The sequence below is a fragment of the Actinomadura bangladeshensis genome (assembly GCF_004348335.1).
Lineage (GTDB): Bacteria > Actinomycetota > Actinomycetes > Streptosporangiales > Streptosporangiaceae > Spirillospora > Spirillospora bangladeshensis.
In genome coordinates this window covers 1-16,983 of sequence record NZ_SMJW01000030.1, presented here as the reverse complement: position 1 = coordinate 16,983, position 16,983 = coordinate 1, and the positions used below count along the sequence as shown (strand labels likewise).

Annotated in this window: 20 protein-coding genes; 12 read left to right on the top strand and 8 right to left on the bottom strand. The window is 70.8% G+C overall.

Annotation, left to right across the window (positions count from 1 at the left end; translation table 11 throughout):
• Position 1 precedes the first annotated feature (1 nt).
• Positions 2-328 (bottom strand): TetR/AcrR family transcriptional regulator, encoded by a 327-nt coding sequence (locus E1284_RS08570; RefSeq protein ID WP_131938472.1) that lies wholly within the window; start codon positions 326-328, stop codon positions 2-4.
• Between the two features lie 13 nt (positions 329-341).
• On the opposite strand from E1284_RS08570, the gene E1284_RS08565 reads away from it, so the two are divergent.
• From E1284_RS08565 to E1284_RS08540, 6 genes are all read left to right on the top strand, one after another.
• Positions 342-743: an isochorismatase family protein gene (locus E1284_RS08565; RefSeq protein ID WP_165965181.1), complete on the top strand. Its 402-nt coding sequence runs from the start codon at positions 342-344 to the stop codon at positions 741-743.
• 223 nt (positions 744-966) lie between these two features.
• Positions 967-1,932: an MBL fold metallo-hydrolase gene (locus E1284_RS08560; protein ID WP_131938470.1), complete on the top strand. Its 966-nt coding sequence runs from the start codon at positions 967-969 to the stop codon at positions 1,930-1,932.
• Positions 1,929-2,402 (top strand): nuclear transport factor 2 family protein, encoded by a 474-nt coding sequence (locus tag E1284_RS08555; protein WP_131938469.1) that lies wholly within the window; start codon positions 1,929-1,931, stop codon positions 2,400-2,402. Before E1284_RS08560 ends, E1284_RS08555 begins: the two co-directional genes overlap by 4 nt.
• A 200-nt stretch (positions 2,403-2,602) precedes the next feature.
• Positions 2,603-3,748, top strand: coding sequence for a sugar ABC transporter substrate-binding protein (locus tag E1284_RS08550; RefSeq protein WP_131938468.1), 1,146 nt, complete (start codon positions 2,603-2,605; stop codon positions 3,746-3,748).
• Complete coding sequence (locus E1284_RS08545) at positions 3,745-4,821, top strand: ABC transporter permease (protein WP_165965180.1); 1,077 nt, start codon at positions 3,745-3,747, stop codon at positions 4,819-4,821. Before E1284_RS08550 ends, E1284_RS08545 begins: the two co-directional genes overlap by 4 nt.
• 9 nt (positions 4,822-4,830) lie before the next feature.
• Complete coding sequence (locus E1284_RS08540; RefSeq protein ID WP_131938466.1) at positions 4,831-5,085, top strand: hypothetical protein; 255 nt, start codon at positions 4,831-4,833, stop codon at positions 5,083-5,085.
• A gap of 47 nt (positions 5,086-5,132) precedes the next feature.
• On the opposite strand, the gene E1284_RS08535 is transcribed toward E1284_RS08540, so the two are convergent.
• Positions 5,133-5,870, bottom strand: a complete 738-nt coding sequence (locus tag E1284_RS08535) for an SDR family NAD(P)-dependent oxidoreductase (protein WP_131938465.1) — start codon at positions 5,868-5,870, stop codon at positions 5,133-5,135.
• Positions 5,871-6,080: 210 nt separating this feature from the next.
• Here E1284_RS08535 and E1284_RS08530 point away from each other — a divergent pair, with 210 nt between their 5' ends.
• On the top strand, positions 6,081-7,745 hold the full coding sequence (locus tag E1284_RS08530; protein WP_131938464.1) for a (2,3-dihydroxybenzoyl)adenylate synthase: 1,665 nt from the start codon (positions 6,081-6,083) through the stop codon (positions 7,743-7,745).
• 57 nt (positions 7,746-7,802) lie between these two features.
• On the opposite strand, the gene E1284_RS08525 is transcribed toward E1284_RS08530, so the two are convergent.
• A complete protein-coding gene (locus tag E1284_RS08525; protein ID WP_207923640.1) occupies positions 7,803-8,654 on the bottom strand; it encodes a mycofactocin-coupled SDR family oxidoreductase in 852 nt (283 codons plus the stop codon).
• A 127-nt stretch (positions 8,655-8,781) separates the two neighbouring features.
• Here E1284_RS08525 and E1284_RS08520 point away from each other — a divergent pair, with 127 nt between their 5' ends.
• The 4 genes from E1284_RS08520 to E1284_RS08505 are packed head-to-tail and all read left to right on the top strand — an operon-like array spanning position 8,782 to position 11,646.
• Positions 8,782-9,576 carry a maleate cis-trans isomerase family protein gene (locus tag E1284_RS08520; protein ID WP_165965179.1) on the top strand — a complete coding sequence of 265 codons (795 nt, stop codon included), beginning with the start codon at positions 8,782-8,784 and terminating at the stop codon, positions 9,574-9,576.
• Positions 9,573-10,223, top strand: a complete 651-nt coding sequence (locus E1284_RS08515) for a VOC family protein (RefSeq protein ID WP_207923639.1) — start codon at positions 9,573-9,575, stop codon at positions 10,221-10,223. Before E1284_RS08520 ends, E1284_RS08515 begins: the two co-directional genes overlap by 4 nt.
• Positions 10,223-10,471, top strand: a complete 249-nt coding sequence (locus tag E1284_RS08510; protein WP_131938462.1) for a hypothetical protein — start codon at positions 10,223-10,225, stop codon at positions 10,469-10,471. Before E1284_RS08515 ends, E1284_RS08510 begins: the two co-directional genes overlap by 1 nt.
• Entirely contained in the window at positions 10,468-11,646 is a 1,179-nt protein-coding gene (locus E1284_RS08505; protein ID WP_207923638.1) for a hypothetical protein, read from the top strand. Before E1284_RS08510 ends, E1284_RS08505 begins: the two co-directional genes overlap by 4 nt.
• A 53-nt stretch (positions 11,647-11,699) precedes the next feature.
• Here the strand turns inward: E1284_RS08505 and E1284_RS08500 are convergent, their stop codons facing one another.
• Positions 11,700-12,143, bottom strand: a complete 444-nt coding sequence (locus tag E1284_RS08500) for a nuclear transport factor 2 family protein (RefSeq protein WP_165965178.1) — start codon at positions 12,141-12,143, stop codon at positions 11,700-11,702.
• A 140-nt stretch (positions 12,144-12,283) separates the two neighbouring features.
• Here E1284_RS08500 and E1284_RS08495 point away from each other — a divergent pair, with 140 nt between their 5' ends.
• A complete protein-coding gene (locus E1284_RS08495) occupies positions 12,284-12,976 on the top strand; it encodes an SDR family NAD(P)-dependent oxidoreductase (protein ID WP_131938459.1) in 693 nt (230 codons plus the stop codon).
• Between the two features lie 12 nt (positions 12,977-12,988).
• On the opposite strand, the gene E1284_RS08490 is transcribed toward E1284_RS08495, so the two are convergent.
• The 4 genes from E1284_RS08490 to E1284_RS08475 all read right to left on the bottom strand — a co-directional run bounded on the left by E1284_RS08490 (position 12,989) and on the right by E1284_RS08475 (position 16,671).
• Positions 12,989-13,759 (bottom strand): TetR/AcrR family transcriptional regulator, encoded by a 771-nt coding sequence (locus tag E1284_RS08490; RefSeq protein ID WP_131938458.1) that lies wholly within the window; start codon positions 13,757-13,759, stop codon positions 12,989-12,991.
• Between the two features lie 72 nt (positions 13,760-13,831).
• A complete protein-coding gene (locus E1284_RS08485) occupies positions 13,832-14,278 on the bottom strand; it encodes a MaoC/PaaZ C-terminal domain-containing protein (RefSeq protein WP_165965177.1) in 447 nt (148 codons plus the stop codon).
• Positions 14,279-14,374: 96 nt separating this feature from the next.
• Entirely contained in the window at positions 14,375-14,863 is a 489-nt protein-coding gene (locus E1284_RS08480) for a hypothetical protein (RefSeq protein WP_131938456.1), read from the bottom strand.
• Positions 14,860-16,671, bottom strand: coding sequence for a glycoside hydrolase family 15 protein (locus E1284_RS08475; RefSeq protein ID WP_131938455.1), 1,812 nt, complete (start codon positions 16,669-16,671; stop codon positions 14,860-14,862). Before E1284_RS08475 ends, E1284_RS08480 begins: the two co-directional genes overlap by 4 nt.
• Positions 16,672-16,983: the final 312 nt, after the last annotated feature.

Here is a 16,983-nt window from a genome sequence, read left to right as displayed (position 1 = left end):
ATCATGACGGGGGTTCAAAGATGGCGCGCAGGGTCCGGCTCAGATGGCGGACGAGGTGCTCGGCGCTCATGTCGGCCAAGGGGCCGCCGCCGATGACGTAACGGCTGAAGGTGACGCCGATGAGGTGGGCGCCGAGGAGGGCGATGCGTTCGTCGGCGTCCGGCCCGGTCACCACCGTCCGGTAGGACTCCAGGCTGCGCTGCTGCATCGCGGTGTAGAGGCGCGTCGCGGTCTGCTCGCCGGATGCGGCGGCGCTGCGGATGACCGCGATGAACGGGTCGTCGCCGTCGGCGCTCTCCACGCGGTCGACGTAGGCCCGGGGGGTCATCGGCGACCACCCGGTGATCGAGCGGGGAGGCAACTTCAACAGCTTCCTCGATGAGGATTTCGCGCGCGCCGTGCGCGAGACCGGACGCCGCAGGCTCGCGATCGCGGGTGTGTCCACGGAGGGCTGCGTCCTGCAGACCGTGCTCGGCGCGCTGCGGGAGGGTTACGAGGTGTACCTGGTGGTCGACGCCTCCGCCAGCGTGACCGCCGAGACGCACGACACCGCGGTCCGGCGCATGGTGCAGGCGGGCGCCGTACCGGTCACCTGGTTCTCCCTGGCCGGGGAGTTCACCGTCGACCATCGTTCCGCGAACGCTCCGCATTTCCAGCGGCTGATGCGCGAACACGTCCCGACCATGGCCGCGGGCGTCCAGTCCTACATGGCCGCTCTCCAGCAGGCCCAGCGCGCCGCTTAGCGGTCTCCGGCCCGGCGGTGGCGTGTGACCTCCGCCGGGCCGGAGGCCGCCATCGACTAGCCGCACGTCCTGGACGTGAACTCCACCGCGAGCAGTGCATTACGGAGACGATGAAATATGGACGCCTGCGTTGAAGCACGGTAGGTTGGTGTTCGCTTCGCGTGGTCGTCGACTGCCGTGCGGTCGTGAAGAGGTCAAGGTCCAAGCGGATGAGAGGCGCAGCATGGGGACATGGAACGTGGGACGGTTCAAGGTGACCGAGGTCCAGGAGTTCGTGATCGAGCTCGGCCTCATGGACGGGCTCATTCCTCAGGCCGCGCCAGAGGTCGTGCGAGACATCGGGTGGGTCTACCCGAACTACGTCAACCAGGCCGGACAGATCCTGGCCGACGTCCACTCGATCGTCGTCGACACCGGCGACGCGGTGATCCTCGTGGACGCGGGATGCGGCAACGGCAAGAGTTATCCCATGCAACCGAGCTGGGGCGGGCTGGACAATCCCTTCCTCGAGCGGCTCCAGGAGGCGGGTTACAGGCCCGAGGACATCGACGTCATCCTGCTCACGCACCTGCACCTCGACCATGTCGGATGGTGCTCGAAGCAGGACGAGGACGGGAAATGGGTCCCGACCTTCCCGAACGCACGCGTCATCCTGGTGCGTGAGGAGTACGAGCGCCATCTGAGCCAGATCATCTCGTCGGATCCCCTCGACCCGTCCGAGGGCCGGGAGGACGAGGGCGAGGTCGACAAGATCGCCCGGGCGTTCCTGCCGGATGCCGAGGCGCTGTCGCACCAGACCCGGCTCATCCAGGAGGAGACCTTCCAGCCGATCATCGACGCCGGGCGCCTCGAGCTCGTCCCGGCGGACGCGGAGATCATGCCCGGTGTGCTGTACGTGTCGACGGCGGGTCACACCTCGGCCCACCACGGCGTCCGCGTCGAGTCGGGAGGAGAGGCCGCGTTCATCACGGGCGACTTCTTCCACCACCCCTTGCAGATCGCCCGGCCCGAGTGGAGCTCGGCCGGCGACTGGGACGCCGAGGTGCTGACCCGGAACCGCCGCGCCTTCCTCGAGTCGGCCGCCGGGACGGACCTGCTGGTGATGGGCACCCACTTCGTTGAGCCGAGCGCCGGGTACATCGTCAAGGACGGCGAGGGCTTCCGCCTGACCGAGGCCAGGCCGGCATGAGCGCGCCCGACGAGTCGTTCCGCGAGCAGTTGCGGGCGGTGCAGGACCGGGCGGCGATCATCGAGGTCGTGGGCAAGTTCGCGTTCTGCATCGACCGCCGGCTCTGGGACGAGTTCGCGACCTGCTTCACCGACGAGATCCAGGCCAACACCATCAGGACGGACGGCTGGGTGCGGTTCGAGCGCTCCACGATCATCGAGGTGCTGCGGCGGGCGTTCGAGTCCTACACGGCCACGCAGCACATCAGCGCCAACCACCAGGTGACCATCGACAACGACACCGCCGTGGTCTGGTCGACGCTGAACGCGACCCACTACCGCCGGGGCGCGCCCGGCGGCGAGTTCCAGCAGCAGGTCGGTTACTACGAGTACGGCCTGGTACGGCAGGAGGGCTGGAAGATCAGCTCGGTCCGGCAGCACCCGCACTGGCAGACCGGGAACCAGCAGATCTTCGACAGCACCGTCGACTAGGCCGCCCTCAGCGGCCAGCTCAGCGCCATCGCCGGACACGGCGGTGGCGCTGAGCCGTCTCTGCTCGTCAGGGTCGAAGAATTTCCAACGTGACCGTTGACACCTTGGAGCTGCACGCTCTACGGTCTGACGAGTCAGTCGAATTTACGACTACTGTGACAATCAACGGCCGATCGGCCGGAGCTCGTGGAGGTACCCGCGTGGACACGCGAACGAAGGTGAGGCGCGCGAAGGTGCGGCGCGCCCGGACCGCAGCGGCCCTGGCAGCCGCCGTGCTCGCACTGCCGATGGCGGCCTGCTCGACCGGCACCACCGCCGCCGCCGCCGGCGCCGCGCAGAGCAAGGACATCGAGCTCCCCGCGATGAAGGCCGTCACGACCTTCGTCGGCCCCACCGAGTCCTTCGACGCCCCGCGGAAGAAGCACATCATGGTGCTGGTCTGCGGCAACACCGGCTACGGCTGCGTCCGCGAGGGCAACGCGGTCAAGCAGGCGGCGGCGGAGCTGGGCTGGACCGCCGACCTGGTCGACGGGCGGCTCGACCCGACGGTGTGGAACCGCGCGGTCAAGCAGGCGGTCGACTCCGGGATCGACGGCATCGTCTCGGTGGCGAGCGACCCGAACCTCATGGGCGAGGCGATGCAGCGGGTCGCGGCCGAGAAGGTGCCCTTCGTGATGCTGGGACAGACCCCGAAGGACGGCGACGTGCCCGGGGTCCAGACCTGGATCCGGCCGGACACCCTGGAGGGCGGCAAGGCCGCCGCGGCGTGGATCAAGGCCGACTCCGACGGTCAGGGCACGGTTCTCATCCTCGATCTCCCCGACTTCACGGACATCATGAAGCGCCACGACACGATCGCCCGCACACTCGCGAGCGAGTGCGCCGGGTGCAAGGTCCACCGCGCCGAGGTCGCGAGCCAGACCATCGGCACCAGCCTCGCCCCGCTCGTGACGTCGCAGCTCCGGCAGCACCCGGACGTGAACTATGTGTGGGGTCCCGACGACTCGGTCGGCGACTTCGTCGCGCAGGGCATCCAGCAGGCCGGCAAGTCCTCCACCGTCAAACTCCTGTCGACCTCCGGAACCACGCCGTCCTCGGTCGCCCGCCTCAAGAACGGCACGCAGGCCGCCGACCTCCTCTTCCCCGACGACTACATGGGATGGCTCGCCGTCGACAGCCTGGCCCGAGGGATCGCCGGCCGGCCGGTCGAGAAGGTCTGGGACGCCCCGCAGCGGCTCTTCACGGCGAAGAACATCGGCGAGGCACCGAGCGACCTGGCCAAGGTCGGCTGGAGCACCGAGTTCGAGTACAAGCCGGAGTTCCGCAAGCTGTGGGGCCTCCAGTGAGCCGCGAGCACTCCGCGAGGGCGGCGGTCGCCACCGCCGACCCCGCGGATCACACCACCGGCACGCACGGCGGCGGTGGCGGGCTCGACGAGGCAGGACCCGCAGGACGGCGCCGGGGGGCGTCCGCCGTGACCGAACTCCTCTCGCGGTACTCGCTCATCGCGGTCCTCGCGCTCCTGTGGATCGCCTTCAGCCTGTGGAACCCGTCGGTCTTCTTGACCACGGCGAACCTGCAGACGATCCTCCTGCAGCAGGCGACGGTCGGCATCCTCGCCCTTGCCATCGTGGTGCCGCTCATCGCCGGCCACTACGACCTGTCGTCGGGCTTCCAGTTCGGCCTCGCGCAGAGCCTGTGCGCGGTCCTCGTCATGCGCGAGGGCTGGAACCCGCTCGCCGCGGTGGCCGTCGTCCTCATGGCCGGCATGGTGATCGGCGTGGTCAACGGACAGCTCATCACCCGGCTGAGCCTGCCGTCCTTCACGACGACGCTCGGCACGGGCCTCGTGATCCTGGGGATCAGCGAATACCTGACGAAGAACCAGGTGATCACGGGCAACGCCGCACAGTGGTTTCTGGACCTCGGGCGCGGGACGCTCCTCGGCATGCCCCTCCCGTTCGTCTACCTCGCACTCGCGGGCGTCGTGCTGTTCGTGATGCTGGAGCTCACGGTCTGGGGGCGCAAGGCCTACGCGGTCGGCGCGAACCCGTCCGCAGCGCGGCTCTCGGGGATCGCGGCCGACCGCGTCGTGCGCCAGTCGTTCGTCGTCACCGGCGGGATGTGCGCGCTCGCGGGCTGCGTCTCGGTCACCAGCCTGGGCGGGTCGTCCCCGGTCGTGGGCTTCGGCTCCCTCCTGCCGGCGTTCGCGGCCGCGTTCCTCGGGGCCACCTGCATCCGGCCCGGCCGCTACAACGTCGCCGGCACCGTCGTCGCGGTCTATGTGATCGGCGTCGGGATCATCGGTCTGCAGCAGAAGGGCGCGGCGGTCTACGTCCAGGACCTCTTCAACGGCGGAGCCCTGCTCATCGCCGTGGTCGTCGCCGAGCTCGTGCGGCGCCGCCGTGTCGCCGCATGAGGAATCGCCGTGCACGGGACCGAGCTCCAGGCGGGCCACGGTCCGCAGGCGGCGCGCGACGCCGGGATCGCCTTCGTCCACCAGGACCTCGGGCTCGTCGAGGATCTCAGCGTCGTCGACAACATCGCGCTGCACATCGGCTTCCAGCGCCGGCGGGGGCTGATCGACGGACGGAGCACCTCGGCGGTCGTCGCGCGCGTGCTGGCGGAGCTACGGGACGGCTGCCGGTTCCCGGCGCTGAGCGGTGCCGCCGAGGACGGCTGAAGAGTCCCTTCCGCGTGAGGTGGAGGGGACTCTTCAGCCGTCCTCGGTCAGAGCAGGATGCCGCCGTCGACGGCGAAGTCCGCGCCCGTGAGGTAGGACGAGACGTCGGAGGCGAGGAACAGCACCATCTCCGCGACCTCGTGCGGATCGCCGAAGCGCCGCATGGGGATGCGCTCGATGAGCGCCGCCTGGCGGTCCGCGGGGTTCAGCCGGTGCATCGGGGTGTCGATGCACCCCGGATGCACCACGTTGACGCGGATACCGTCCGGCGCGAGCTCCTTGGCCGCGACCTGGGTCATGCCGCGGACCGCGAACTTGGTGCCGGAGTAGGCGGCCAGCCCCACCTCGCCGCGCAGCGCGGCGCCCGAGGCGATGTTGACGATGCTGCCGCGGCCGGCGCGGCGCATCGGCCCGATGACCGCCCGCATCCCGAGGAGGACGCCCCGCTGGTTGACGCGGACCATGACGTCGAAGTCGTCCAGCGAGAGCCCGTCGATGGGGCCGGCCAGGGAGACGCCGGCGTTGTTGACCAGGACGTCGACGCCGCCGTGGACCGACTCGACGGATGAGACCAGGTCGCGCCAGGCCGCCTCGTCGCCTACGTCGTGGCGATGGAACTCCGCACGGTCGCCGAGCGACGCGGCGAGGGCCGATCCGGCCGCCTCGGCGACGTCGGTCAGGACCACCGTCGCCCCCTCCTCGACGAAGAGGGCGGCCTCGGCCGCCCCCATGCCGCTCGCCGCGCCGGTGACGACCGCGACCTTGCCCTCGAGCCGACCGGTCATCGCGCACCGCCGTCCGAGGCTGGGAGGAGGTGGTCGCGGGGGATGTCACATGCGTTCATGGCTCGATGCTAAAGGGAGGTTTTCTCAAGTGTCAATCTTTCAACTTTTACGTCAGATGAACCCTTGTTCGGGGCGTCGTGCCGGCCTTATGATCGACGGAAGTGTTGAATTATCGGCTTACTTGATGCCAGTCTCGTGAAGGATGCCCACATGCCCGGTCCCGTTGATCCGCGAGTCGTTCCGTATCCGCCCGAGCGGGTGGCCCGGTACCTTTCCAGCGGCGCCTGGAGCGCCGTACCGGTGGCCGAGCGGTTCCGCGCGGTCGCCGAAGCGCACGGGCCGCGGCCGGCCGTGGTCGACCGGGACGGCGCGATCACGTACGCCGGGCTCGATCGCCGGACCGACCAGGTGGCGGCCGCGTTCCTCGAGCGGGGCCTGCGTCCCGGCGACCCGGTCCTGCTGCAGGTCGGCAACGGCATCGCGGGCGTGGTGGCCTGGTACGCGGTGCTGAAGGCCGGTGCGGTCCCGGTCGCCACGCTGGCCGGGCACCGCGCTCACGAGATCGGCCACGTCGCGTCGGCCGTCGGGGCGGTCGGCCATATCGTCGACGACTCCCGGCCGGACCGGTTCGACATGGTCGCGTTCGCGCGCGAACAGGCCGCCGCCAGCACGACTCTGCGGCACCTGTTCACGGTCGGCGGCGGGCGCGGCCGCGGCGGGTCCGGCGTCGAAGCCCTTGAGACGCTCGGCGTCGACATCGCGCCCGAGGCCGCCCGGCGTGCGGTCGACGCGGCCCAGGCCGGCATCGGGCCCGAGGACGTGGCCGTCCATCAGCTCTCCGGCGGGACGACGGGCGTGCCGAAGGTGATCCCGCGGCTCCACGGCGAGTACTGGAACAACGCGCGCGCCTGGGCGCTCGCGCTGGGACGCGGTGAGTCCAGCGTCGTCTGCCATGCCGGGCCCTTCGTGCACAACGCGGGCATCACGTGCGGGCTGCACTCCGCGCACTCGGTCGGGGGCTGCATCGTCCTGCCGCCGCCCGATCGTGCTCTGGCCCTCCGGATGATGCGCGACCACCGCGTGGACGACACGATCTTCGGGCACGGCATGTTCGGCTGGATCATGTCGGACGAGTACGCCGGGGCCGCCGAGCACCTGCGGACCGTCGTCCTGTCCGGCGCCAAGGTGCCCGGCGAGGTCTTCTCCCGGGTGGAGCGGTTCGGCGCGCGGGTCGCCCAGACCTTCGGGATGGGCGAGGGCATGTTCACACTGACCCCGTTCGACGCGCCGCGCGAGCTGCGCAGCACGACGGTCGGGCCGCCGCTGACCCCCGAGGACGAAGTCCGCATCCTCGAGCCGGGCACCGAGCGCGAGCTCGCCGATGGCGAGGTCGGGGAGATGGCGTGCCGCGGCTGGTACACGGTCCCCGGCTACTTCGCCTCGCCCGGGCACAACGCGCGCGCCTTCACGGCCGACGGGTTCTACCGCACCGGCGACCTCGCGCGCGTCCAGGTGCACGACGGCCTGCGCTACCTGTCGATCGAGGGCCGGATCAAGGACCTCATCAACCGCGGGGGCGAGAAGGTCAACGCCGAGGAGCTCGAGCAGCTGCTCCACCGGCACCCGAGCATCCGCGACGCCGCCGTGGTGGCGATGCCCGACGCCGTCCTCGGTGAGCGCGCCTGCGCCTACCTGGTCACCACGGACCCGTCCCTCGGCGTGCCCGAGCTCCAGGTCCATCTCGACCGGCTCGGGGTCGCCAAGTACAAGTGGCCGGAGCGGGTCGAGATCATCGACGCCCTGCCGCGGACCCAGGTCGGCAAGATCGACAAGAAGGCGCTGCGCGACGACGTCGCGGGCAAGGTGGGCGCCTGACGCGGCGGTCCGCCGCCCCCCGGGCGGGACGGCGGCGGGCCTCGGGGGGCGGGTCGCTCAAGTGGTGCCGTGCGGGATGGTGAAGGGCGCCAGCGCTCCGGCGTCCACCGGGATGGTCGACCCGGTGACGTAGCGCGCCTCGTCCGAGGCGAGCCAGAGCACCGCGTGGCTGATGTCGACCGGTTCGACCCACGGCACGTCGAGGATGTGCATCGCCGACATGGCGCGCACGACCTCCTCCTCGGTCGCGCCGGCATCGCCGGCCCACGCGGCTCGGATGACCGGGTTCTGGATCATGGGCGTGTCGACGTTCGAGGAAGCGACGGCGTTGACCCTGATGTCGAACGGCCCGAGATCGATGGCGAGTGCCTTCATCAGGCCGGTCACGCCGTGCTTGGCCGCGACGTAGTGGGCCATGCCGGGAACGCCGACCAGGCCCGACGTGGACGAGATCAGGATGATCGAGCCTCCGCGCCCCGCCTCGATCATGAGGGGGGCGACGGCGCGGACGGTCCGCCAGGTGCTGGTGAGGAAGCGGTCGATCATGTCCGTGAAGGTGTGCTCGCTCATCTCGTAGGAGACGGCGGGCGCACCGGCGCCGGCATTGGCGACCACGATGTCGATGGGACCGATCCTTTCGACGCCTCGAGCGGCGACCTCGTGCAGTCGCTCCAGGTCGCGCACGTCGGCCTTCTCGAACAGGATGCGCCGGCCGAGCGACTCGACGGCCGCGACCGTCACGTCCCGGTCGGCCGGTGACGCCATGGGGTACGCCAGGCCCTCGATGTCCTCCAGCAGGTCGAGGGCGATGATGTCGGCGCCTTCTTCGGCCAGCCGGATGGCGTGCGCCCGCCCCTGCCCGCGGCCGGCGCCGGTGATGAACGCGACCCTGCCGTCAAGTCGTCCCACGGTGTGACCACCCCTCCTCATCGTGATCGGGTGTCGACCCAGTATCCAGCAAATTGACATATGTGTCGAGAGTTTGACAAGCGCGATGAAGGCAGGTAGATCTTGACTCGAGACATCGAGGAGATCCATGGCAGTCAGACGTGTGGGACTGATCGTCCCGAGCTCGAACGTGACGGTCGAAACCGAGCTTCCGGCCCTGTTGCGCGGTCAGGAGGGGCTCGATGTGAGCCTCCACTCCGCGCGCATGCGGATGACGGCGGTCACGCCGGCGGGTCTCGCGGCGATGAACGCGCAGCGCGAACGGTGCGTCATGGAGATCGCGGACGCCGGTCCCGACGTGATCCTCTACGCGTGCCTCGTCGCGCTCATGGCCGGCGGGCGCGGCGAGCACCGCCGCGTCGAGTCGCTCATGGCCGAGCAGCTGGCCGCGGGCGGGTCGCCCGCGCGGGTGCGGTCGAGCGCGGGTGCGCTCCTGGAGGCGCTGGAGGCGCTTTCCGTGCGACGTGCGGCCCTGGTGACGCCGTACACGGCCCCGCTGGCGCGCAAGGTCGTCGACTACGTCGAACAGGAGGGCGTGGCGGTCGCCGACTACCGCGCCCTGGAGGTCGAGGACAACCACGCGGTCGGATGCATCGAGGGCTCGCGCGTCATGGCGGCGGCCCGGGAACTCGACCTCGGCGGAGTGGACGCACTCGTGCTCTCCGCCTGCGTGCAGATGCCGTCACTGCCGCTCATCGCGCAGGCCGAGGACGAGTTCGGGCTGCCGGTGATCAGCGCGGCGACGGCCGGGGCGTTCAGCATCCTGCGCGCGCTCGGCCTGCCGGCGGCCATCCCGGGCGCGGGCTCGCTCCTGGGGTCCGGCACCGATCTGTACGACACCACCGCGACGGCCCACGGCGCCGTCGGGACGGGAGCATTGTGATAAGCGGCAACCTTGAGGGCCGGCACCTGGTCCGCGGAGTCGACCATGCGGCTTTCCCCACCTTCGACCCGGTCGACACCGTCACCTTCTATCGCGACGTGCTCGGCTTCCCGGTCGTGCACTCGATCTGCGCGGCGGGCTGGGGTCCTGAGAAGCACCCCGACTTCATCCACTTCTTCTTCGACATCGGCGAGGGCGACCGGCTCGCGTTCTTCTACTACTTCGGGCTGGACCGGTTTCCGGGGGAGCGGGGCGACGCCTACGCGAAGTTCGGAGAGACCGTCCCGGAGTTCTTCCTGGGCTCACGTCACCTCGCCCTCCATGTGGAGTCCGAGGAGGCGCTCAACGAGTACCAGCGGCGGCTCGACGAGAGCCGGTGGGCCACCGAGATGCGGGTCCAGCACGAGACCATCGAGTCGATCTACACGCACGACCCGAACGGCTACATCGTCGAGATCACCCGCGCGCTGCGGCCGGTGACACCGCAGGAGGACCTCGACGCGAACCTCACGATCGACGCGCTCGTGGACGTCGTGCGCCAGGGCGCGCCGTCCATGGGCGCCCTGCTCCACCGCAAGGCGGAGCTCATCGCCGAGCGCTCGGACGACTGGGACGAGCTGCTCCGCCCGAGGACGACGGCCTCCTGATGGCGACCGTCTTCGTCCTGGACGTGCCGGAGAACCGGCCCGTCGTCCAGGTGGCCGAGCGGGACGCGCGTGTCCGTGTCGACCGGAACGGCCCGTACTTCGAGGTGAGCTCCGACGGCCCGATCGAGATCGACCGGCGCGCGACGGGATGCCGGCACGCGGTCTGGTACAGCTGCGTCGCGGGGCTGGCCGGTTTCCGGATCGCCGGCTGGGACAAGAACTCGCTCCGGCTCGAGCCGCGGGCATGACCGCCGCGACGACCGAGGCGGTCCGTCTCACCACGCCGGACGGCGCGGCCGTCGCGGGTCTGCTGCGGCAGCCCGCCGGAGGCGCCGGAACCGTCGTCAGCATCATGCATCCGCGGGAGGACGTCGCGCACCATCCGCTCGTGGCGCCGCTCCTCGACCTCGGCGTCGCCGTGTGGACGCAGGGCACCCGATCACCCAACAACGACGTCCGCCTCCTGCACGAGCAGGCGCTGCTCGACGTCGCGGCGGGTCAGTCGTTCCTCGACGACCGGGGCTTCGAGGCCCGGGTGACCCTCGGGCACTCCGGCGGCGCCACGCTGTTCGCCTTCTACCAGGAGCAGGCGGCGCTCGCGGCGGGGGAGCGGCTGACCGATGCGCCGGACGGAACCCCGGTCGACCTGAGCGGGGCGCGGATGCCGCTGCCGGACGGGGCCGTGTTCCTCGCGCCCCACCCGGGCCAGGGTGCGCTGCTCCAGCGTGTCATCGACCCGTCGGTCCTCGATGAGTCGGACCCGTGGACGACCGATCCCACGCTGGACCCCTACAACCCGGCGAACGGCTTCCGTCCCGCCCCGGAACCCTCGAGTTATGCCGCGGAGTTCGTCGAGAGGTACCGCGCCGCGCAGGCCGCCCGGGTGCGACGCATCGACGCGCTCGCGGCAGCGGTGCTGGCCGAGACACGCCATGCCGGTGAGGTGGAGGGCGTCCCGGCGCGCCGCCGTTCGCTCAGGCCGAAGGTCATGGCGGTCTACCGCACCGACGCCGACCTTCGCTCGGTCGACCTGTCGCTGGACTCCAACGAGCGGCCCTACGGCTCGCTGTTCGGCCGCAGGCCGGACCTCGGCAACTTCGGGTTCGCCGGCTTCGGCCGCATCACGACCCCGGCCGCCTGGATGTCGACGTGGTCGGCGACGACGACCCGTGCCGCCTTCGTCAGGAACGCCCGCGGTGTCGCCGCGCCGTCACTCCTGATCGAGCTGACCGGTGACCAGGCCTGCTTTCCCGCCGACGCCCGGCAGATGTACGGAGCGCTGTCGGCGACCGACAAGAAGCACGTACGGGTCGCCGGGACCCATTTCGGCGGACCGCTCGCGCCGGGTCAGCCGACCGGAGCGGAGCTTTCGGCCCGGCAGATCGGCCGCTGGCTGAGCGAGCGCTTTCCGATCCGCGACTGAAATCCGCGCGGCCTCGGGACCGGCCGGAGCAGGGCTCGGTCCCGAGGCCCGGCTCACGGCGTGGTGACCTCCATGACGCCGACCGGGTCGTCATAGAACACGTTGAACTCCCGGATCAGCCCGTCCTCGATGATGAGGAAGTGCGCGACCGTCGTGTCCAGGTGCTTGCCGGTGGTCTGCGCGGTGGCCTGCATGCGCATGGTGATCGCGATGCCGGTCTCCCCGGAGAAGTACCGGATATCGCTCAGCTCCAGGGACGACCACGTTGCCGTGAAGGTCTCGAAGAACCGCTCAAGGCCGTCGGCGCCGCGCCAGTCTCCCGAGTACGGCAGCGTCGGCCCCTGGTGGCACACCAGGTCGGGGTGGAACAGGGCGGCGATCTCACCGAAGTCCGCGCCGGCCTCGCGGCCTCCCGCCGTCACGTAGCGCTGCTCCGCGGCGTAGAACGCGTTCAAGGTGTCGAAGTGCCCGCCGGTCGGCACGTCGGTGGTCATCATGGGGCTCCTCCCGGATGTTCGGATGGTCGCCGACATGGTCGAACAAATACGTTGAAAAATCAACGCCATAGACGATACCGTTGCCTCGATCGGTACCGCCGGCGCTGGTCGGCGGGTGCGGAAGGAGAGGTGGAACCGCCATGGGCGAGCAGCGAGTCGCGGTGGTGACCGGAGGAGCGGGGGCCATCGGCTCGGCGATCGTGGCGGTGCTGCGGGCATCGGGGCATCTCACCGTGGTGCTCGACCGGACGGGCGGCATCGTCTGCGACCTGTCGTCGGCGTCGTCGACCCAGGCCGCGGCCGCCGAGGTGCTCGAGCGGTACGGCCGGTGCGACGTGCTGGTCCACTGCGCGGGCTACCTCGACCCCATGCCGCTGGCGGAGCTCGACCTCGACCGATGGCGAGCCCTCATGGCGGTCAACGTCGAGGCATCACTGTGGCTCGTGCGGGCGTTCGCTCCCGGGATGGTCGACCGCGGGTTCGGGAGGATCATCCTCATCTCGTCCGACGGCCAGTGGTTCCCTCCGAGCGCCGAGTTCCTCCCGTACGTCACGAGCAAGGCCGCCCTGCTCGGTGTCATGCGCACGCTCGCCGTCACCTACGGCGAGGACGGCATCGCGGTCAGCGCCGTGGCGCCCGGCCACACGGACACCCCCGCGGCGCGCGCGGTCGTCGCCGACGGTGCGCTCGACGCGTCGATCGCGTCCCAGGTGTTGAAGCGCGCCCTCGTCCCCGAGGACACGGCTCACGCAGTGGCGTTCCTGGCCTCGGACGGAGCGGCGGCGATGACCGGCCAGGTGCTCGTGACCGACGGCGGCGCCTACATGCGGTGAGGGAGACCGGGCTCAGGTTCTCCTGGGTGCCGGCGCCGGCTCAAGGGTCTGTTCGAGCCGGTCGAGGTCGTCGCGCAGCGCGGCGATCGCCGCGCGCGTCGTCAGGGGCCTGGTGGTGCTCTGCTCGTTCCGCAGAAGCCCGGCGAGCGCGGTGTCGGCGAGCTGGTCCGCGACGGACTCGATCGAGTCGTGACCGTCGGGGTTGTACCACCAGGCGGCCCAGTTGCAGATGCCGTAAACGGTGAACGCCGCCACGCGCGGGTCGACGGGCCGGAACAGGCCGGCACCGATGCCCTCCTCGATGACGGCCGTGACGATGTTCGTCGCCTCGCGCCTGCTGTCGTCGAACTTCTTCCGGGTCGCCGGCGACAGCTCGGACTCCGACTTCACCAGGACGAGGAAGCGGTCGGTGTGGTTCAGCGTCACCGTGACGATGCGATGCGTGATGGCGTGCAGGCGCTCCGCGGGATCCAGGTCGAGCTGCGCGGCGATGTCCCTGAGCTGGTTCGCCGGGTCGGTGACGGCCTGGACGATCAGGCGGTCGAGCAGCTCTTCCTTGCTCTTGAAGTAGTAGTAGAGCGCCGGACGCTTGAGGCCCATCGAGGTCGCGACGTCCTGGAGGCTGGTGCCCGCGAAGCCGCGTTCGGCGAACAGCCGGGTCGCGTGCTCCAGGACCTCGTTCTCCATGAGCTGCTTGCGGGTCGAGGTCGCTCCGGAGCGGTCAGGAGTCTCCCGGGCCGCCTGGCCGCTCGTCTTCTTCGCGCGCTTGGCATCGGTTGACACGGCGTCAGTATACGAGAGCCGTGATCATGCGTCGAATATTCGTCGCAGTGGTCCGAGCGTCCGGCGGCGGCGTCAGGCTCGGCGCAGAACGTAGCTGTCGACGTGGATCGTCATGAGCAGACCGTCGCCGTCCATGACCCGCCCGGTCTTGGAGACGAGAGCCCTCTGCTCACTGTGCGGGACGACGGAGTCGACCGTCAGCGTGGCGTGCACGGTCGTGTCCGGACGCAGCGGGCTCGTGAGGCTCACCTCCCGGATCGCGCGTCCGGCGACGACGGCCCAGTGCCGGTAGGCGCCGGCGACGGCAAGGCGCTGGAAGACGGCCATGGTGTGCAGTCCGCTGCCGATGACATCGCCGAACACCGTCTCGCGCGCGAACACCTCATCGACATGGAACGACTGCGGGTCCCACTGCGTCGCGAACGAGATGATCTCCTCCCGCGTCACGTGGTGGTCGCCTAGCTCGATGACCCGGCCGAGCGGGAGGTCCTCGGCGCGCAGCCGGCCGTCCTCGGACACACTCGACCTCCCTGCGCGAGAATATTCAACGATGACGATAGCTAATCGACGGTTACGTTGAAAAGGCGGACACCGCCGGCCCGGCGGCGAGCCGGGTCATCCGTGGGGCCCGAGCGAGGTGAAGCCTCCGACGATGGCCCCGAAGCCCGCATGGGCGAGGACGGTGACCAGCGGCGTGCTCGGCCCGTAGTTGAGCATGAGGAAGCCCGGAGGTTCCAGCAGGGCGACCTCGGGAGCGCTGGTCAGCGGGCTGCCCATCCGCGGATGCACCAGCGGCAGCAGGATGTTCACCAGCGCCGTGCCGGCGAACGTGCCGTGCACCAGACCGAAGAGCGCCCCGAGCCACCAGCCGGCGTGGCCGATGGCGAGGAAGACGGCGTAGTAGACGAACGCGAACAACTCGCCGTTGGCGAAGTGCAAGAGATAACCGATCGCCTTGGCGCGGGCCCGGTTCGCCGTCACGGCGGTGCCGAGCAGGAACGGCAGGTCCATCCGGGTCAGCTTGAACTCGCCGGCGGCCCGCAGCACGGTGGTCAGTACCAGCGTCCCGGCGAAGGCGCCCGCGGCGGTTCCCCAGGCGTTCACGCGCCCGCCTCCCCGGCGGCCGGGCCGATGGCGCACGCGGCATTGATCAACGCCAGGTGGCTCAACCCCTGGGGCAGGTTGCCCAGGAAGGCGCCGGTGCGCGGGTCGATCTCCTCGGCGTACAGGCCGACATCGTTGGCCAGCCCGACCAGGTCGTCCATCAGCGGGACGGCCCGGTCGAGGCGCCCGGTCAGGGCGAGGCACTCGGCCAGCCAGAAGGAGCAGGCCAGGAACGCGCCTTCGGTGCCGACCAGCCCGTCCTCGCCGGAGTACCGGTCGACGAACGGGCCGTGCCGCAACTCCCGTCCCACGGCGTCCACCGTGGCGCGCATGCGGGGATCATCGGGCCGCGCGTAGCCGTGCAGGAGGCCGAGCAGGACGGCGGCGTCCAGTTCCGAGCCTCCGGCGGAACGCGTGTAGCAGCCGCGGTCGGGAGAGAAGCAGCGCGTCTCGACGAAGTCGCGTATCCGGGCGCGGCTGCGCCGCCAGCGGCCCGAACCGCGGCCCGGGATCAGCCCGCGCTCGCACAGGTCGATGGCCCGGTCGAGCGCCACCCAGCACATCATCTTCGAATGCGTGAAGTGCAGGGGGGCACTGCGGACCTCCCAGATGCCCGAGTCCGTCCACCGCCAGGCGTCGCAGACGAAGTCGGCCAGTTCGGCCAGCCGCCGGGCGAGGTCGGCGTCCAGCCGTCCGGCGGCACCGGCGTAGAGCCAGCCGGTCTGCAGCAGCTCACCGTAGGTGTCCAGCTGGACCTGGGCGCCCGCCGCGTTGCCGATCCGCACCGGCGTGGAATCGCGGTACCCCCGCAGGGGCGGCGTGCGTTCCGGGGTGCGGCCGCCGCCGTCCAGCCGGTAGAGGACCCGCAGCCGCGGATGCGTGAGCTGGGTGGCGTGCATGAGCCACCAGAAGTAGGCGTGCGCCTCGGCGGCGCAGCCCAGCCGCAGCAGCGCGTGGAGGGTGAACACCGAGTCGCGGACCCAGGAGAAGCGGTAGTCCCAGTTGCGTTCGCCCCCGACGTGCTCCGGCAGCGACGTCGTCACCGCGGCGGCGATCGCCCCGGAGGGCGCGAAGATCAGCAGTTTGAGCGCCAGCGCGCTGCGCAGCACGGCGTCCCGCCACCTGCCCTCGTACGCGCGTTCCCGCGCCCAGCCCTGCCAGGCCGCGACGGTGTGCTCCATGCGCGCGTCGCATTCGGACCGGGTCGGCAGGACGAGCGGCTCCTGGTGCGCGAACGCCAGGGCCAGCAGGGCGCGCCGTCCCCGCCCGAGTTCGAGGCGCCCGCTGATCGCCCCGCCGGCCGCCTCCGGCGTCCCCGCGTCCCAGCTGCAGACCGCCAGCGCGTCCGCGCCGGACGCCGCCACCGGCACACCGGCGCGCCACCTGATCCGTGGACGGCGGGCGCCGTAACCGAATCGCGGCCGGACGCTCCAGCGCAACGGCACGGTCCCGGCCACCCCGTCGAGGCGCCGCTGCAGCTCCCGCATCGGCCCCAGCGTCCCGCCGCCCTCCAGGGTCAGCGCGTCGGTGACCCGCACGCTGCCGCGTCCGGTGGTGAACGTGGTCTCCAGGACGTTCGTGCCCGGCAGGTACCGGCGCGCGACCGTGAAGGGCTCCGCCGGCTCCAGCAGGAAGCGGCCGCCCCGGGCGGGGTCCAGGACGGCGGCGAACACCGGCGGGGAGTCCAGGTCCGGCGTTCCCAGCCAGTCCACGGACCCGTCGGCGGCGACCAGCGCGGCGCTCCGCCCGTCCCCGATCACCGCGTAGTCGCGCAGCCGGACGTAGCCGTCGCTCCGGAGGACCGTCATGCGTCCGGACCGCCCGAGCCGTCACCGGCGAGGCCGGCGGCTTCGAGGCACCCATGCACCCACTCGGTCACGTTCCGTTACTTGCCCCGCCTTCCCCATATGACTCCACCGGCGGGCGAACTCCGGTCCCTCGGGGCGGCCACCGCCCCGATGATTCGGCACCCCGTCCATCGGCGGTGAACCGACCATGAGGCGGAGGAGAGTGCATCCGTGACCGTGTCCTCCTGCGAAGGCTGTGTATGGGACAGGTGCGCGGGCGGCGTGTGAGCGGTGGTGGGCGGCGGGCGAAGGCCTGGGTGCTCGCGGGGGCCG

What these genes read in the sequence shown, in the direction of transcription:
- E1284_RS08520 (WP_165965179.1), top strand. Translation starts at nt 8,782, where the DNA reads ATGGCAGTCAGACGTGTGGGACTGATCGTCCCGAGCTCGAACGTGACG.
- E1284_RS08570 (WP_131938472.1), bottom strand. Translation starts at nt 328, where the DNA reads ATGACCCCCCGGGCCTACGTCGACCGCGTGGAGAGCGCCGACGGCGAC.
- E1284_RS08535 (WP_131938465.1), bottom strand. Translation starts at nt 5,870, where the DNA reads ATGACCGGTCGGCTCGAGGGCAAGGTCGCGGTCGTCACCGGCGCGGCG.
- E1284_RS08475 (WP_131938455.1), bottom strand. Translation starts at nt 16,671, where the DNA reads ATGACGGTCCTCCGGAGCGACGGCTACGTCCGGCTGCGCGACTACGCG.
- E1284_RS08500 (WP_165965178.1), bottom strand. Translation starts at nt 12,143, where the DNA reads ATGATGACCACCGACGTGCCGACCGGCGGGCACTTCGACACCTTGAAC.
- E1284_RS08505 (WP_207923638.1), top strand. Translation starts at nt 10,468, where the DNA reads ATGACCGCCGCGACGACCGAGGCGGTCCGTCTCACCACGCCGGACGGC.
- E1284_RS08530 (WP_131938464.1), top strand. Translation starts at nt 6,081, where the DNA reads ATGCCCGGTCCCGTTGATCCGCGAGTCGTTCCGTATCCGCCCGAGCGG.
- E1284_RS08495 (WP_131938459.1), top strand. Translation starts at nt 12,284, where the DNA reads ATGGGCGAGCAGCGAGTCGCGGTGGTGACCGGAGGAGCGGGGGCCATC.
- E1284_RS08555 (WP_131938469.1), top strand. Translation starts at nt 1,929, where the DNA reads ATGAGCGCGCCCGACGAGTCGTTCCGCGAGCAGTTGCGGGCGGTGCAG.
- E1284_RS08560 (WP_131938470.1), top strand. Translation starts at nt 967, where the DNA reads ATGGGGACATGGAACGTGGGACGGTTCAAGGTGACCGAGGTCCAGGAG.
- E1284_RS08510 (WP_131938462.1), top strand. Translation starts at nt 10,223, where the DNA reads ATGGCGACCGTCTTCGTCCTGGACGTGCCGGAGAACCGGCCCGTCGTC.